Source organism: Pauljensenia sp. UMB9872 (assembly GCF_030212665.1).
In the GTDB taxonomy this organism is placed as follows: domain Bacteria; phylum Actinomycetota; class Actinomycetes; order Actinomycetales; family Actinomycetaceae; genus Pauljensenia; species Pauljensenia turicensis_B.
In genome coordinates this window covers 20,930-37,191 of the sequence record NZ_JASOER010000019.1, presented here as the reverse complement: position 1 = coordinate 37,191, position 16,262 = coordinate 20,930, and the positions used below count along the sequence as shown (strand labels likewise).

Annotated in this window: 12 protein-coding genes, 4 tRNA genes and 1 pseudogene; 8 read left to right on the top strand and 9 right to left on the bottom strand. The window is 58.6% G+C overall.

The genetic code is table 11. From position 1 onward, the window contains the following. Window positions 1–93: 93 nt before the first annotated feature. The 4 genes and pseudogenes from QP109_RS07965 to QP109_RS07950 all read right to left on the bottom strand — a co-directional run. A pseudogene (locus tag QP109_RS07965) lies at window positions 94–564 on the bottom strand (IS3 family transposase); the annotation flags it as partial. 26 nt (window positions 565–590) lie between these two features. Continuing rightward, window positions 591–1,787, bottom strand: coding sequence for an NUDIX domain-containing protein (locus QP109_RS07960; RefSeq protein WP_285024253.1), 1,197 nt, complete (start codon window positions 1,785–1,787; stop codon window positions 591–593). Between the two features lie 209 nt (window positions 1,788–1,996). Further along, a complete protein-coding gene (locus tag QP109_RS07955; protein ID WP_285024251.1) occupies window positions 1,997–4,411 on the bottom strand; it encodes an RNA degradosome polyphosphate kinase in 2,415 nt (804 codons plus the stop codon). Between the two features lie 148 nt (window positions 4,412–4,559). Next, window positions 4,560–5,192, bottom strand: coding sequence for a hypothetical protein (locus QP109_RS07950; RefSeq protein ID WP_285024250.1), 633 nt, complete (start codon window positions 5,190–5,192; stop codon window positions 4,560–4,562). Between the two features lie 80 nt (window positions 5,193–5,272). Between QP109_RS07950 and QP109_RS07945 the strand changes: the two genes are divergently transcribed. Next, window positions 5,273–5,344: transfer RNA gene (locus QP109_RS07945), tRNA-Lys, on the top strand. Between the two features lie 401 nt (window positions 5,345–5,745). On the opposite strand, the gene QP109_RS07940 is transcribed toward QP109_RS07945, so the two are convergent. The 3 genes from QP109_RS07940 to QP109_RS07930 form a co-directional block, all read right to left on the bottom strand. After that, window positions 5,746–6,618 (bottom strand): EamA family transporter, encoded by an 873-nt coding sequence (locus QP109_RS07940; protein WP_285024249.1) that lies wholly within the window; start codon window positions 6,616–6,618, stop codon window positions 5,746–5,748. Window positions 6,619–6,624: 6 nt separating this feature from the next. Beyond that, window positions 6,625–7,044: a peptide-methionine (R)-S-oxide reductase MsrB gene (gene msrB, locus QP109_RS07935; RefSeq protein ID WP_285024248.1), complete on the bottom strand. Its 420-nt coding sequence runs from the start codon at window positions 7,042–7,044 to the stop codon at window positions 6,625–6,627. Window positions 7,045–7,134: 90 nt separating this feature from the next. Further along, the gene (locus QP109_RS07930; RefSeq protein WP_285024247.1) at window positions 7,135–9,126 is read right to left on the bottom strand and encodes a mechanosensitive ion channel family protein; all 1,992 of its coding nucleotides are present in this window, start codon (window positions 9,124–9,126) and stop codon (window positions 7,135–7,137) included. 223 nt (window positions 9,127–9,349) lie between these two features. On the opposite strand from QP109_RS07930, the gene QP109_RS07925 reads away from it, so the two are divergent. The 7 genes from QP109_RS07925 (at window position 9,350) to QP109_RS07895 (ending at window position 12,771) form a co-directional block, all read left to right on the top strand. Beyond that, a tRNA-Glu gene (locus tag QP109_RS07925) sits at window positions 9,350–9,422 on the top strand. Between the two features lie 60 nt (window positions 9,423–9,482). Next, window positions 9,483–9,556: transfer RNA gene (locus tag QP109_RS07920), tRNA-Asp, on the top strand. Window positions 9,557–9,583: 27 nt separating this feature from the next. Then, window positions 9,584–9,659: transfer RNA gene (locus tag QP109_RS07915), tRNA-Phe, on the top strand. A 186-nt stretch (window positions 9,660–9,845) separates the two neighbouring features. Continuing rightward, window positions 9,846–11,462: a P-loop NTPase family protein gene (locus QP109_RS07910; RefSeq protein ID WP_285024246.1), complete on the top strand. Its 1,617-nt coding sequence runs from the start codon at window positions 9,846–9,848 to the stop codon at window positions 11,460–11,462. A 113-nt stretch (window positions 11,463–11,575) separates the two neighbouring features. Then, window positions 11,576–12,004: a phage holin family protein gene (locus QP109_RS07905; RefSeq protein ID WP_285024245.1), complete on the top strand. Its 429-nt coding sequence runs from the start codon at window positions 11,576–11,578 to the stop codon at window positions 12,002–12,004. Then, a complete protein-coding gene (locus tag QP109_RS07900) occupies window positions 12,001–12,309 on the top strand; it encodes a DUF3618 domain-containing protein (RefSeq protein WP_101628711.1) in 309 nt (102 codons plus the stop codon). Before QP109_RS07905 ends, QP109_RS07900 begins: the two co-directional genes overlap by 4 nt. A 195-nt stretch (window positions 12,310–12,504) precedes the next feature. Beyond that, window positions 12,505–12,771 (top strand): DUF3073 domain-containing protein, encoded by a 267-nt coding sequence (locus tag QP109_RS07895; RefSeq protein WP_101628710.1) that lies wholly within the window; start codon window positions 12,505–12,507, stop codon window positions 12,769–12,771. Window positions 12,772–13,101: 330 nt separating this feature from the next. Here QP109_RS07895 and purM read toward each other — a convergent pair whose 3' ends face one another. Both purM and purF read right to left on the bottom strand, forming a co-directional pair. Continuing rightward, window positions 13,102–14,295, bottom strand: a complete 1,194-nt coding sequence (purM, locus tag QP109_RS07890) for a phosphoribosylformylglycinamidine cyclo-ligase (RefSeq protein WP_285024244.1) — start codon at window positions 14,293–14,295, stop codon at window positions 13,102–13,104. Between the two features lie 91 nt (window positions 14,296–14,386). Next, window positions 14,387–15,991, bottom strand: a complete 1,605-nt coding sequence (purF, locus tag QP109_RS07885; RefSeq protein WP_285024252.1) for an amidophosphoribosyltransferase — start codon at window positions 15,989–15,991, stop codon at window positions 14,387–14,389. Window positions 15,992–16,262: the final 271 nt, after the last annotated feature.

The following is a 16,262-nucleotide window of genomic DNA, read 5'->3' as shown; positions in this document are numbered from 1 at the left end:
CCCCCCCCCCCCCCCCCCCCCCCCCGAAAACTAGTTTTGAGAAGTCCCTCACTATTTGCTGGACTAGCCGCCGAAAGTTGGATTGGTTTAGTTTTAGGCGGTTGGGGCTTCAAGGGTCTGATTCCGATATTGCATCGGGGTTAGGCCCCTGAGTCGTTGTTGGATACGTTCAGTGTTGTACCACTGGATGTAGTTGTGTATTGCTTGGTTGGATTCTGCGACGGTGTTGAAGACTTCACCGTGATGCATCTCGGTCTTCAAGTGCCCGAAGAAGTTCTCCATGACCGCGTTGTCGTAGCAGTTGGCTTTACGCGACATTGACTGCACACCACCGTTGGTATGGATCACGTTGAGCCAGGACGAATGTTGGTACTGGAAGCCTTGATCGGTATCCATCATCCACCCAGGTTCAGGTGGACAAACTGCGATTGCCTTGGTCAAGGAATCAGCGGTAAGCGCTGTCGATGCTGATGTAGCCACGGTGTGGACAACAATTGAGCGGTCGAACAAGTCCATCACCGGTGACAGATCCACCTTGCGGCCCGCAACCTTGAACTCGGTGAGCTTGCAAAGATGGTGTGTGGCCGACCCTAGAGTCCCAGAAGATCCTTCGTACGCGTACCATGCGTCTCGATAGCATCCACTTCAGGACGACCCGACGCATACGAAATATGCACAACCAGCATCTGTGCGGTTGTCAGCCACGGACTCGCGGAAGGCAATAAGCGCAACAGAGTCGAAGGGGTGACCGCACGGATCGGATCCAACAGCGCCGGAATCGTCGGTCGATGCGCGCACACAACAACCGCGTTCGTCTGGCGCACACACTGCGCAACAACCGCCGAAGCCGACGCAGGATCAGTCGCAACCGCAGTTTCCGTGAGCTCATCGCGAACCTCAACCTGGCCTCCGCCGACGCTCGCCCACGGGCCAAGCGTCTGCTGGCAACGAATCCACGACGATGACACGGCGTTCTCAATCCCAAACGCACTGAGGACATCAACCAAGTCCATCGCCTGTCGTACGCCCAAGCGCGTCAGCGGGCGCGTTGCCTCATCACCTGCCCACTGAGTGCGCGACACCGCCTTCGCATGACGAACGAGGCCCAACGTGACGGTAACGAGCCTGCCTTCTTCCGCTCGCGCGACGAGCTCTTGGAGCAGCCGCCGGTCACCTCGGCGGGTGAGCATCTGCTCGGCTTGACCGGGTGACACCCAGCGGGTCTCATCAATTTCGCTGGCCGGAGCTGGCTTCACGGGAGTGCGAACGCGGGAAATAGCAGAGGATCGCGTCAGTTGTACAGGCGAAACGACCGGCTGTTTGTCCGCGGGTTCGGGCATGCGAGTAGGCGCGGGAGTCGGTTTTGGAGCCTGGCCTTTCTTGCGGTTCGCGAAAATAGCCGGAGAAATACGAACTTTCGCCGGTGTAGACACTGACGCAGGAACCGGCGTAGCAGTCGCCGTAGGCGCAATCGTTGACGTTTCAAGACCGGTGCGACGGTCATCGTCAGCCAGCGTGCCCACCCAGTAGCGAACTTCCTTCGTCTGCCCGCAGCCAAGCCGGTAGCGCTGAGTTGTCAGCGGAGCACCCAAAATAACGGAGGCGCCAGTTTCTTCTTCAACCTCGCGAATGGCGGCACAGATGATCGGTTCGTTCGCTTCCGTCTTACCTTTCGGCCATGACCAGTCCTTGTAACGAGGGCGGTGAACCATGAGGACTTCAATGTCCTCAGGCACAATCACCTGCCCGGGAACGCCCCGGCGCTCGGGATCAACGAAACGCCACACTAAAGCTCCCGCAGCGCGCACAAGGCGCGTCGGGACTGGAGCCGGGCGATTCGAACGAGACACCCCCTTAGCCTACCGGCACGGCGCCCCACCCGCTGAATCAACGGAGATCACACAGCAGTTGCGCGCCCACCAGCCGACCACGCCAAGTTGCCGGCTCAGCTTCAGGGCACAATCCCCGTCGAGCGAACCCGCGTCACCCCCTCGCGTTACCGACCGATCACGCGCGACGAGGCCGCCTCCATCAGCGCAACTTGCAGATCAACAAGAGACGAGCCATCTTTGTTCACCTGATGACGCTTCCAGTTTCCGCTCTTCTTCAGCGCCCACGATGAAGTCTTCGATGAAACGCCGCGCCTAATCAGGTTTGCGAGATACTCAACCTGGTCGGGGTCGCTAATGCGGACCAATGCTTCAACGCGACGATCCAGGTTGCGGTGCATCAGATCGGCAGAGCCAATCCACACTTCTTCCTCGCCGGGCACCCCGAACGCGTAAATACGCGAGTGCTCCAGGTAGCGACCAAGGATTGAACGGACGCGTATGTTTTCAGACAAGCCGGGAACTCCGGCGCGAATCGCGCAGATGCCTCGAACTTGAACGTCGACTTTCACTCCGGCCTGTGAAGCGCGATAGAGGGCGTCAATCACGGCCTCGTCGACCGCGGAATTCACCTTGATACCAATCCACGCTTCGCCACCAGCCTTTTTGCGCGCGATCTGGAGGTTGATGCGTTCGATGAGCCCATCGCGAATCGACAGCGGGGCAACCAGCAGTCGGTGGAACGTCGAACGAGGCGCATACCCGGACAATTGGTTGAATAGGCGGGTCAGGTCCTGGGCGACCTCACGATCGCAGGTGAGCAGGCCAAGGTCCTCATAGCCACGCGCGGTCTTCGGATGGTAGTTACCCGTGCCCACGTGGCAGTAGCGACGCAGACCGTCGGCTTCTTGGCGGACGACCAAGGAGAGCTTGCAGTGCGTTTTCAAGCCGACCATGCCGTACACGACATGGACGCCCGCGCGCTCCAGTTTTCGCGCCCAGCCGATATTCGCTTCCTCGTCGAAACGTGCTTTGATCTCGACAATTGCAACGACCTGCTTGCCGGATTGCGCTGCTTCAATCAGCGCCGACACAATCGGCGAATCACCGCTGGTGCGATACAGCGTCTGCTTCATTGCCAACACGTTCGGATCACGGGCAGCCTGCGTGATGAATGCCTGCACCGACGTCGCAAACGAATCGTAAGGATGATGGAGCAAAACATCATGCGAGCGGATCTGAGCGAAAATATCACCCGCACGTGCCGACTCGAACTCCGCCAAACCAGCGGCGGTCACCGGCACGTACTTCGTGTACTTCAAGTCCGTCAGATCCAGATCATGCAATTCGTTGCAGAGCGTCAAGTCCAGCGGAGCCGGGACGCTAACCACGTCAGCCGGCGAAATCTCAAGCTTTTCGATCAGGAAGTCACGAACAAACGGCGAAATTGTATCCTCAACTTCGAGGCGTACAACCGGGCCAAACTTACGGCGCAGAAGCTCTTCCTCCATCGCCGTCAGCAGGTTTTCAGCATCGTCTTCTTCGACTTCAAGATCTTCGTTACGCGTCACTCGAAACCCGTGAGCTTCAACGATTTCAACACCGGGGAACAGGTGTTCAAGGTGCGCGCGCACCACGTCTTCGAGCGTGATGAACGTCGTGCCTTCATCAGTCGTCACATACGATTCCGCAGGTCCACCACCGATCACAGAATCCACGTTGATCAGACGCGGAAGCGACTGGGGAACCTTCACGCGCGCGAAGTGCAGTTTGCCCGTCAGCGGATTGCGGACAACAACCGCGAGGTTCAAAGACAGGCCGGAAATGTAAGGGAACGGGTGTGACGGGTCAACCGCCAACGGGGTCAGAACAGGGAAAATCTGGCGACGGAAATAGCGGGTGAGTTGAGCACGCTGATCTTCAGACACATCATCCCATCGCGACAAACGAATCCCCTGCTTGGCAAGTGCCGGCAGAATATCGTCCTGGAATGCACGCGCCTGACGCGCAGTCAGCTCCTGCGTACGCGCCTGAATTCCCTCAAGCACCTGACGCGGTTCCAACCCAGACGCGCCCTTCTTCGCGATGCCCGCGGCGATGCGACGCTTCAAGCCGGCAACGCGCACCATGTAGAACTCGTCCAAGTTCGACGAGAAAATCGCAGAAAACCAGGCGCGCTCTAGCAGTGGCAACAGTGGATCTTCCGACTGTTCCAAGACACGCTGATTAAACGCCATCCACGAGATCTCACGATCCGCGAAACGCCCCTTCGGCAGAGGCTTGTCCTCTCCGATCGGCGCAGACATATCAACGTCAGTCGTCAAAGCGGGTAGCAAAATACGAGGCGTGGCAACATCATCGTCATACTCAGAATCCTCATGTTCAACGCCCACAAGCCCGCCAGCCTGCGACGGAGGCACAAACATCTCTGTTGCCCGAGCGGTCTGAACACCATCGGTCACCTGAGTCGTATCCGCGTTCTGCGCATCATCGCGTTCATCGGGCATGACCGGTCCCGGCCACGACTCGTCAGGCGCAGAGAATGTGGGTTCGTCGTTCGACATGAGGGCCTCTTCAAGCATCGTTGCTTTATGCGCGTTGGCGCATTGAACTGCCTTCTATGGTGTCATTGAGCGGGCGTTTTCGCACGCCAAAAGGGCTTCAACACACCAAAGAATCACAACGTGCGGGCATTGCGCTCTTGCGGTGGCCTCGTACCCCGCCGACTCACTATTCGAGCGCACCAATATGCGCCTCACGCGCACTGACGGACAGCTCTTCCGCCGTCTTCAAAAGCGCCTTCGCGCGCGTTGAAACCGGGTAGGCCAGCGGGTCATTCGGGTCCGTGATCCACGAACCGCCACCGCCGAAACCAGCAGCCAGCACTCGCATCGCATTCGACGCGTCCCAGATGACCTCTTCCAGATCATCGTCCGTCAGCTCGCCGGTCAGCAGTCGAGCGACATCCGCCATCACGTCCGCCAACTCCGGCAAGTTAAGAGGGTGTTCCAGTCCCGGAACAATATCGGCGTGCGCCCCGTCCACGTATCGCTCATCAACGAGGCCCGGCTCGCGTTCATACCACTCAAGTAGAAGATAGAGGCGCCACAAAGCACCCGGCAGAGTGAACTCCGGGCTATGCGACCAGAGGTGTGCCACCTGGTCCACGCCCCGATCCCGGACAAGAGCTCGAAGACGAAGCGTGGCCGCGCGGTCAAAATCCTCATCGCCCACGCCCATCAGCGCCCACGCACTCGAATGCGCCAAGCCGGAACTTGTCGCCGGATTCTCGTCGCCGACGATTGACTCCGCCTTCGCTGTCGTCAACATGGCGGGGCGGCGCGGTGGACACGATTTAACCATCAGAAGAATCCTTATTACAATGGAGATAAGATCTTTACGATCTTGGGCGGTTCACGCGCTTTGGCGCGACCGAAACCGCTGGGCCTATAGCTCAATGGTAGAGCAGCGGACTTTTAATCCGTGGGTTGGGGGTTCGAGTCCCCCTGGGCCTACTACCGCTTGCTTCACCGGCTTTCAAATGCCATTTCACCTGCATGGTTGCAGATCAGTGTGCGCACCACCGTTCCACATAGCTCACCCCTTAGCCTTCCACATTGGGGGTCTACCAAGGTCCTTCGAATCCACCCCTTCGTCGGCTTCATGTTCACCTCCGCATTCTCCTCACAGAGATGACTCGTCGCATCAAGGAGCGCAGAAACGCCATGACGACGGCACTCCAATTGCGTGAGGCCAACTAGCCCATCAGACTTCGGGCGTAGCTGGGAACGCCCTGCGACACACTGGTTCAAAGAAGAAAATTCCCCCGCCGAAATTCGAACCCAAACCCATCGCAAAGCGACCCGCGTGCACGTCAACCAGAACCGGGAACCGTAAGTTCGGCCAGAACTACGCTTCAGCGCTGGAAGCGCGGGGACGACGCAATCCAGACTGCAATGGAAATCAGCACGAGCCCACCCAACTCACCTAGCGTTGGGACCTGACGGAGCATCACCGCACCCACAATCGTCGACGTTGCCGGAAGCATCGCCGTAAACAGGGCAAAGGTTGCTGCGCTGACACGCGACATCGCCAAAGCTTCTAAACTGAACGGAATTACCGTCGACAGCACACCCACCACGACGAGCGCCCCAAACACGTGCACAGACGTAAAACCTCCGACCCCACCGGGAGCCAACACAACCGAACTGAACAGCGCACCCCAACCGAGCGACGCTGCCAGATTCGATACCGCCGACCGCTTCGACGCAAGCTTCTGACCGACCATGATGTAGCCAGCCCACGCAGTCGCCGCCAACAGAATCCAGACAATACCAGCCTTCACGCCGGGCACATCAAGGTCCAACCCAAGCCCAGAGATCGACACAACCCCAGCAAAAGCAAGGAGGGCGGCGATGCGTGGGGCTGGGCCTCGTCCCCTCAAAACCGCAACCAAAACGGGACCCAAGAATTCCAACGACACAGCCGCACCAAGCGGAAGGCGAGCGATGGCTTCGTAGAAGGTGGAGTTCATCGAAATGATGAACACGCCGAAAACCATGGACGTCACACAATCTTTGCGACTCCACTTTTCACGCCACGGGCGACGCCACGCGAGCAGGATGATCGCAGCGACTAAAACTCGCCACCATGCGACCGAAGCAGGCGACATCTGCGCAAACAGGTCGATTGCAATAGCTGCGCCAACGTACTGGATCAGCGCCGAACCGACGATGAAAAACTGAGCGGGAACCCTGTCCAGCCTCGACTGTGAAGGAAGCGATGGCACCGCGCGTCATTCGCCCGCGGGCACGAAAGTGAGCGCTGCGGAGTTCATGCAGTAGCGGTTGCCCGTCGGCTGATTCGGCGCATCCGGGAACACGTGACCAAGGTGCGAACCGCAGTTCGAGCAACGAACCTCGGTACGGACCATGCCGTGCGAGCGGTCTTCGATCTCGGTCGTCGACGCGTCTTTCGCCTGATAGAAGCTCGGCCAACCGCAGTGCGATTCGAACTTGGTGCTCGCATCGAACAGCTGGGCACCACACGCCGCGCAGTGATACGCGCCGTCACGAGTTTCCCCCAGCAACTCTCCCGTGAAGGGGCGTTCGGTCCCCGCCTCGCGTAGCACGTGGTACTGCATCGGCGTCAAGATACGCTTCCACTGCGCATCGGTCATGTTCGCCGCATCGCTCAAGCTTGGAAAATCAGTCATACACATATTGTCGCTCTTTAAGGACGAGACCGCGATTCGCGATTAACCTTCGGACTTACCTTCACGCGGGTAGATGACAACCAGAGCGAATCAGAGGTGTTGGATCTTCGTTTCCGTCAGATCTTCGTCATGACCGTCGCCAGATTCTTCGCCGTCACACACGATGGCTGGGAAGGATCCGGTGGCGTTCATTGCTTCTTGCTCGCGCGTTTCCTGTTCGCGTTCGCGACGTTGACGCGTCGCTTCACGTTCCGCGAGCGCGTCTTCACCCGGGCCGGCGAAGATCGCGGATCGTTCTTCAGCGTCAGGGGAACCGGAGAACAAGCGTTCGCCCTTGCCACTGGTTGTCAGGGTCATTGTTATGGCGTCCGGTTCTTTACTCTCCGATTCTTTACTCTCCGAAGAGATGTTTTTGCCCTGTGAAGACGTGGCGGCTTGCTCTGAGGTGCTGGCCGACCCATTTTTTTCGCTGAGTTCGCGGGCGCTGATAGCCCCTGTGTCCGTTACGCCCTGTGTTCCAGGCACTGGCGATGAAGATTCTTCGGCGCCCGGTTGGACACCCTTTGCAACAGCTTCGAGCACCTTCTGTAGCGTCCCGCGAGTCATCACCTGAGTCGACGAATCGTCGCGCGGAGAGGCCTCTCCGCGATCGCCCGCTTCAGCCAAGTCGCGTATACGATCCGCCATTGCACGTCGACGCGCACGCTTTGCTTTACGGCGTGCCGCGACCATACGAGCAGCGTGCTCCGCATCGATGCCTGCATCCTCACCTTCAAGGGCGTGACGCGCATCTTCGATCGCCGTATTACCAGACTCGTGGCCCAGCGGAACCGAGGTGTCTCCGGCGATTGAGCGCAATTCAGCAGCGAACGCTGCGACCTGCGCGCGAGAGGTGTCGTGCGCAACCGGTGTTCCCTGGTAGGTCTGAATGCGCGTCGACGGTCGAGTCCACGGCTCTTCGGCGACAATCCATTCGATCAGGCGTTCTCGCAAGTGACAGCGCAGATCCCACAGGTTTCCAGAGTTCTCGGCGGACACCAGAATTCGGATCGTGACCGTCGAGGTATCGGATGCCGTCATCTGAACGTTCCACGTGCGCCCGTCCCACAGATCCGTCGAGGTCAGGATCTGCTCTACCTTCTGGCGGATCAGCGCCATCGGAGCAGACCAGTCCAGCTGGACTTCGACCGTGCCCAGCTGAGCGGCAGCCCGGCGCGTCCAGTTCTCGAAGGTTGTTGAGGTGAAGTAGGTCGAGGGAATAATCAGGCGTCGCTCGTCCCACACTCGGACAACCACGTACGAGAGGGTGATTTCTTCAATCGCACCCGACTCCCCTTTCGCGTTCGCGACAACAACGTCGCCCACGCGGATCGCGTCCGTGAAAGCAAGCTGAATTCCAGCGAACACGTTGCCCAAGGTTTGTTGCGCGGCAAGACCTGCGATCACGGAGATCAAACCAGCGGACGCAAGAAGAGTTCCCATCGCTTGACGCGCGGCAGCGAACGTCCCCAAAATGACGCAAATACCGACAATCACAACAAGGACCTGCGTCAAACGTCGTAGCACCTGGGCTTGGGTTGCGAAGCGCCTCGAACGCCCTTGATCCGCACGGTTACGCAGACGCGCCGCGTCTTCAAAGACCCACGCTGCCGAATAAAGGATCCACGTCATCGCAACAATCGCCAGTATCAGCAGACCGTGAAGGGCACTGGAAACTAGGGCTCCGTTCGACCATTTCGTCAGATCTGCTTCTTGCAGGCGCCAATCCAGTCCGATCCACGCGCCCCAGACCATCGCTGTGACATACAGGGGTGTGCGAACGCGCTTCACCAGCGCGGCTCCCACCGGCCAGCGACGGAAGGTTCGACCGAGAAGTGCGGAAACAAACGCGGCAACGACGAAACCAATCACCGCTGCCACTGCTGCACTGAGCAACAGTGAAGCAATATCAATAGCATTGCTCACCGCGACTTCCGCAACGCCCGACTGGGCGCCATCAGATTGCGCGTCAGCTTCCGTGGCTATATACGAGGCTCCCCTAAGGGTGCGCGCGTGCGAAGAAAACAGAGTCGGCACAGTCATAGTCCAAGCCTAGGGGGCGATTCTTCAGATTGCTGAAGACGCCACGGGCTTAGACGCGGACACCGAAAGCCTCAAATTGGAGAGAAACACTATGGAGTTTTCAGCGAGTTTTAGGCATTTTTATTAACTGTGAGTCGGTTCACCATGATTCCGTTTTGCATTCCACCCCGTTTTGCACATATGCTTTTCCTCGTCTTCGGACGCCACTGTGGTGGCCGAAAAGGCCCCCATCGTCTAGCGGCCTAGGACACCGCCCTTTCACGGCGGCGACACGGGTTCAAATCCCGTTGGGGGTACTCTCTGACGGCACTCGTGCTGAACAGTGAAAATAACTCAATAGGTCTTACCTGTTGTAAGGCCCCGTAGCGCAGTTGGTTAGCGCGCCGCCCTGTCACGGCGGAGGTCGCGGGTTCAAGTCCCGTCGGGGTCGCCGACCAGACCTGCCGGTCCGGTTACTGGCTCTGTAGCTCAGTTGGTAGAGCGTTCGACTGAAAATCGAAAGGTCACCGGATCGACGCCGGTCGGAGCCACCAGATCCCCCGAAAGTTCACACACTTTCGGGGTTTTTGTTTATCCCGCGCCCCGCTCCCGCGCGAGGGTTAAGTAGCAAAAAGGAGTTAATGGCCAAAATGTATGGGCTCGTGCGCGCCCTACACAATAGGGGTCGTGCTTATCAAACAAACGCACGGCAACCTGCCTCAATCTGAGACAATGCAGATATGACAAAGGACATCGACGTACACGGTCGCAAACCTTGGTTCAAGAGCACTAAGTCTCATCATGCGCCAGGGCCGGGTGAAACTGTGACCGTCTTCTTGCGTGACGTGACGCTGAAGTCTAATCAGGGGATTCGCCTGCTCAACGATGTTTCTTTGGGGTTCCGTTCGGCTTCACTAACCGCGATTTATGATCCGACGGGTAAGCGTGCGCGGGCTCTTTTTGATGTGATTGCGTCGTTTTCTGAGCCTGATTCTGGAGCCGTTTTTGTGCGAAGCCGACACGCGAATTGTCATGGTCGTAGCGCCTCGGTTGCTCTGATTACCGCGTCTTCACCGTTGAACCTGTCGTTGACAGTCCGCCAGAACCTTGTGGCTCCTCTTGCTCTGACCGGGGTGAGTGCGCAGTCGTCGACGTTCCATTCGATTACTCAGATTCTGGGATTGAAGGATCTGTTGGATACACCGACGTCTTCGTTGAAGAAAATTGACCTGTATGCCCTTCTTCTAGCGCAGGCTGTTATCGCTGGTGGCGACATCATTCTGGCGGATGACCCGACGTTCCTTCCGGCTCCGCAAAGGCTTGAGGCGCTCGACTTATTGGCCCGCCTCACGCAGTTCGATGCGACCGTCATCTGTGCAACGGCTGATGCGCAGGTCGCGGCCTCGTGCAAACGTGCTGTACTGCTGGCCAACTCGGTATTGAGCGCGGACCTTATTCACCCGACGCTTCAGGCGATTGAGCAGGCGCAGAGCGAGGATATTGACAACCCCGCAACGTACTTGGGTCCAATTCCTTCGGCTCTACCTGCGACTTCAGTTTCGGCCACGTCAGCTTCTCCGTCAGTTTCGTCTTCTCTGCCCGCTTCAGATTCTGGGGACGAGGCCGGAGCTTCCACTCTGGATCAGGATTCTTCATCGCAGACCCAGGAGGCCGAACCGCTAGCTGATAGTGACCATGATGTGCAGATTGCGATTCAGTGGAGGCCTTTGACGGCTCACGCCACCGAAGAGGTTAAGACGGAGACGAGCGATGATTCTGCGGAGCTGAGCGAAGACGTTGAGTCTGAGGATTCGAATACTGTTTCTGATGAACTTCCCGATTCGGAAGAACTGGAGTTCGAGGAGGAAACAGATGACCAAGATGCCACCGATTCCGACGAGCCCGTTACAGAACCGCGATACCCCGGTTTCACGAGGCTGACCCCTTTCACCAGCGAGGTTGTTCGAACTCCTTCGCACGCCGAAGAAGCCGGCGATCTGGAGGGTACTCCTGAAGATGATTCAACGGATACCGATGTGTCTGCACCCCTCAACGAAAGCGAGCATGTGCCGGAGGAAGACGACGCTCCGGTAGCGGGCGAAGATGCCGACTCGACGCATCCGGTCGATCTGCCCCACCGCGATGAAGAACCCGATCCGATCACTCAAGCGATTCGTTTGCTCGCATCGCCGAACGGCCGAGAAGCTCTTGCCGAAGCCACACATTCACATGCTGGCCAGGCCTCGTATCCATCGAACGGAACGGGACATAACGCACCCACGCCCCAACAGGTAGAAGTCATTGACAAAGCGCGCAAGATCTTGGACGAGCTCCCCGGTTCGGTGATCCCGGAATAGGCTCCGACCTGCGCACTCACCACATACGACTGCAGGGGCGCGCAGAACGTGAGAAACTGGAGCAAAGCGCGGAACCTACCGCAAGAAACGAACTCAGGAAGCGAGCGTCACCGATGACAACTCCGCTCGAACCGATCGAGGAACCCACGGCAGCAAAAGCTCGCCCCGCATCAATGGGGGAACTGTTTGCAACCCTGTCCTCGCAGGTTACGACGCTGATCAACGGCGAAATCGAGCTGAACAAGCTCAAAGCTAAGAACTTTGTAAAGAAGATCGGCGTCGGTGGCGTCCTGCTTGCGGTTGCAGCCGTTTTTGCGTTCTACTTACTCGGATGGGTGTTCCACACCGTCGAGGTCGCTATCGCAATCGCTCTTCCCGCGTGGGCCGCCTCGCTCATCACCACCGGCATTCTGCTCCTGATCGTGCTGATTTCGGCGCTTGTTGGCGCCTCGTTCTTGAAGAAGTCACAGGCAGACAAGCCGGATCCGAAGGAACACATCACCCGTGACATCAACGCGCTGAAGAAAGGCCTGGGCAAGTGAGCGACATCAAGGAAACCAGCGAGCGCACCGAAGCTCAGATTCTCGCCGACTTGGCGACTACGCGCGCCGAAATGACGGCCACCGTCGATGAGCTCTTCGCTCGTGTTCAGCCGTCGTACATCATGGATCAGACGAAGGAAACCGCGAAGGCAAAGTTCGCCAACTTCCAGACTCAGGCTCAGATCACCATTCAGGATGCCAAGGACGGCGAACCCGAGGCCCTGAAGAAGGTCGGTATCGCGGCGGCCGGAGCGGCCACGGTTGTCGGTCTGATCGTTCTCAACATCATTCGTAAGAAGCACTGATTTTCAGATTCTTATTCGATTATTTCGTTGAAAAACCGGCTTTTTGCCGGCACCGTTGGGGAACCAAGCGCGCCCGCGGATATGGACGCATGTGAGCATTGCGCCCGAATAACGCTATGATGTTCCCACGACACATTTTCATTAACCAGGGCACCGCCTCGCGCGGACCCGAACAACGCGGAGGGGGTCGACGCCATGGGGCGCGGCCGTCAAAAGGCCAAGCAGACGAAAGTCGCACGCAAGCTGAAGTATTTCAGTCCTGATACCGATCTCGACGCTTTGCAGCGCGAACTCGCTTCCTCTGAGCACTCTCATTACGACGAGTACGACTACGAGGACGCAGAGGACAAACAGGACGAAGAAGACGACCTCTACTCCAAGTACGCGGATTTTGCCGACGCCGATAATGCGGAGGAATCTCCCGAGCTCGACGAGGACTTCTGGATCAACCCGTCCAAGTGACGCACCCTCGTGCGTTCCGTTGAACTCACGGTGTCACGTAGTGCCACTACGGTGCATTACCGACGCTGACTGAAGAGGTTTGTTGATGACTAGCTCATACGCTGGTTTTCGTGTACCCATTTCACGTGTGAACAGAAGAGTGCCGAAACCCCGGGTGGGGCTTCGGCCCTCTTTGTATAGGTTGATGGGAGGCTGTATGGGGTGATGCGAGACTTTCCGATAAGGGGCTTGTGAGCTTTCGATGAGGGCTAATGCCCTTCGATGAAGTGGGACCTTCTCGCCTTCCGATCGCCTTCCGGTCGCCTTCCGGTCGCCTTCCGACGAAGCTTCTCAAGCGATTCGGTACTGGCCGTGCAGGCGAACAGCTCCCGCGTTCACGCCCTTCGTTCCAGAGATGATGCGAGTATCAGTCACGCCAGATCCGTCATCAGCATTCTTTTCGGAACGAACGGTGCCGAGAACCCATGCATCAATGCCAGTAGCCTTAGTCGCAGCCATGACAGCGTCTGCGCTTTCAGCGCCAACAACACCAACCATGCCAACACCTAGGTTGAGCGAATCTTCCATACCTTCCCAGCTGACGGATCCGCCACGGCGCACCCACTCGAAGACCGGCGGGACAACCCAGGATCCGCGATCGACGTCCGCAATTGATCCCTTGGGGAGGACACGGGAGAGGTTTGCTCCCAGTCCGCCGCCGGTCACGTGGGACAGGGCGTGAATGCCGGTCAGGCCAGCACCCGCCAAAGACCCCGCCGAAGAAGAAACGCCAGCTTCACCCAGCGTTCCAACGCCGAACTGACCAATCAGATCAAGGCACAACGTGGTATACAGGCGCGTGGGTTCTAGGAGTTCTTCACCGAGCGTGCGACCGAATTCTTCAACGTGGGCATCCAGCGCGAGCCCGGTTCGCGCGACAACGGAACGCACCAGCGAGTATCCGTTGGAGTGCAGGCCGGATGATGCCATAGCGATCACCACGTCGCCGTCAGCAACGCGTTCTGGCCCAAGCAACATGTCAGCGTCAACAACGCCGGTTGCTGCGCCAGCGATGTCATAGTCGTCGGGTTCCATGACGCCGGGGTGTTCCGCGGTTTCACCACCGATCAGCGGGGTTCCGGTTGCTTCGCAGGCGCGAGCAATGCCGGTGACGATTGCTGCGATACGTTCGGGGACAACGTGTCCGCACGCGATGTAGTCGGTCATCAGCACGGGGCGTGCGCCGATCACGACAATATCGTCAACGACCATGCCAACCAGGTCCTGGCCGATGGTGTCGTGAATGTCCATGGCCTGCGCGATAGCAATCTTCGTACCGACGCCGTCCGTGGAGGTGGCGAGCAACGGCTTCTTCATGCCAAGCAACGCCGAAGCATCAACCATGCCCGCAAATCCACCGGTTGCGCCGAGGACGGTCGCATCGTGCGTACGTGACACGGCTTCCTTCATAAGTTCGACAGCGCGGTCTCCTGCCGCGGTGTCGACGCCGGCTGACGCGTAGTCGAGGGGGGTGTTCTCGCTCATCGAAGCTCCCTTGGTGAGGTGCGGTGGTGGGGTGGTCGGTTGAGGATCGTGAGTGCATATCCGGCACGTGTGGTCACGAGGCCGTATCCGGTTAGCAACTGATAGCCCCTGGAGTGCCGGGGATAGGTGTGCCCGCAGGGATTGTTTCGGGGTAGTCGCCGGTGAAGCAACCAAGACAGAGGCTGGTTCCCTGGCGGGTCGCGCGAACCATGCCGGGCATCGACAGGTACGCCAGCGAATCGGCGCCAATAGAAGCGCGGACCTCGTCAACGTTCATCGCCGAAGCGATCAGTTCCGCGCGGGTCGGGAAGTCGATGCCGAAGAAGCATGGCCACTGAACCGGCGGTGATGAAATTCTGACGTGTACTTCGGATGCGCCGGCCTCGCGCAACATACGGACCAGGGCCCGCTGAGTATTTCCGCGGACGATGGAGTCGTCAATGACGATCAGTCGCTTACCCTCGATAACCTCGCGCAACGGGTTGAGTTTCAGGCGAATACCCAACTGGCGTAGCGACTGAGTCGGTTGAATGAAAGTTCGGCCAACGTAGGCGTTCTTCACGAGACCCTGCGCGAAGGGAATACAGGACGCCTCTGCGTAGCCGATGGCGGCCGGAGTGCCCGATTCAGGCGTGGGGATCACCAAATCGGCTTCGACACCTGACTCTTCGGCGAGGATCGCACCCATCTCACGGCGCGCCGCCACAATCTGACGATCACCGATGACGGTGTCAGGGCGGGCAAGGTACACGTATTCAAAGACGCAGGTGTTGGAGCGTTTAACCGCGAAGTGGCGTGAGTGAACACCGCTTTGGTCGATTGCGACGAGCTCGCCGGGTTCAATTTCGCGGACGAACGTGGCACCGCACAGGTCAAGGGCGGAGGTTTCGGAAGCCAAGACCCAGCCGGAGTACAGGCGACCCAGTACTAGCGGTCGATATCCGTGGGGGTCGCGCGCAGCGTAGAGCGTGTTCTCGTCCATGAAGACCAGCGAGAACGCGCCCTTCAAGCGTGGCAGAACCTTCAGGGCCGCCGCGATGAGAGACGAATAGCCTTCTGTTGTCCCCTGTGCCGGCGCCTCGCCTAACGAGGAAGCAGAACCGGGCTCTACGGTCGACGACTGCGCAAAAGAAGCAGAATCGCCCTGGTCCATGGGGGACGCAAGGGCGAGCGCTGGAGGAATAAACGGCACAGGTCCGGGGATACGATCTGCCAGTCCAAGAAGGGCCGTGACGATGGATGTGTCCGTGGTTGCACCACGTTCAATGTCGTCACCTTCGTCGGCGATCTTTTTCGCCAGCTCACGCAGTTCGGTCGTGTTCGTTAGGTTGCCGTTGTGGCAGAGAGCGACCGTTCCGTTTGGCGTGGGGCCGAGCGTGGGCTGGGCGTTACGCCACGTATCCGCGCCCGTAGTCGCGTAGCGGACATGTCCGATGGCAACGTGACCGGTCAGACCTTGAAGGGTTTGTTCCGTGAACACCTGGTTCACCAAGCCTTGGTCTTTGTAGACCAGAATCTGGGAGCCGTTCGAGGTTGCGATACCGGCGGACTGCTGTCCTCGGTGTTGCAGAGCATATAGCGAGAAGTAGGTGAGTCGCGAAACGTCCTCACCGGGCGCCCACACACCGAAAACACCACAGTGGTCGTGCGGTCGGTCGTCTTCGAAGATCTCTTGGTCGGATAGGGGCTGATCCATGTTCACCGAGTCTGCGATCACGGCTTCACCTTCTCACAGATTGACGTGCGCGTGCCACGAGCGTCCGGGTGAGGTTGGGCAAGTTGGCACGTTCTTTCACCTATTCCGCACTTATTTCCGGAGCTGACGAGGCCGTGCCCGCTTGTTTTCAACGTTTTTCCACGATTGAGCGCGCATCTGAGCACTTCAGATTCAGCCCATAATGTAAGACCCCGAAACAGGCACTCAGCCGTGCGACTCTAGGGGCGTAGCGGGGTGGACCCGCAATAGG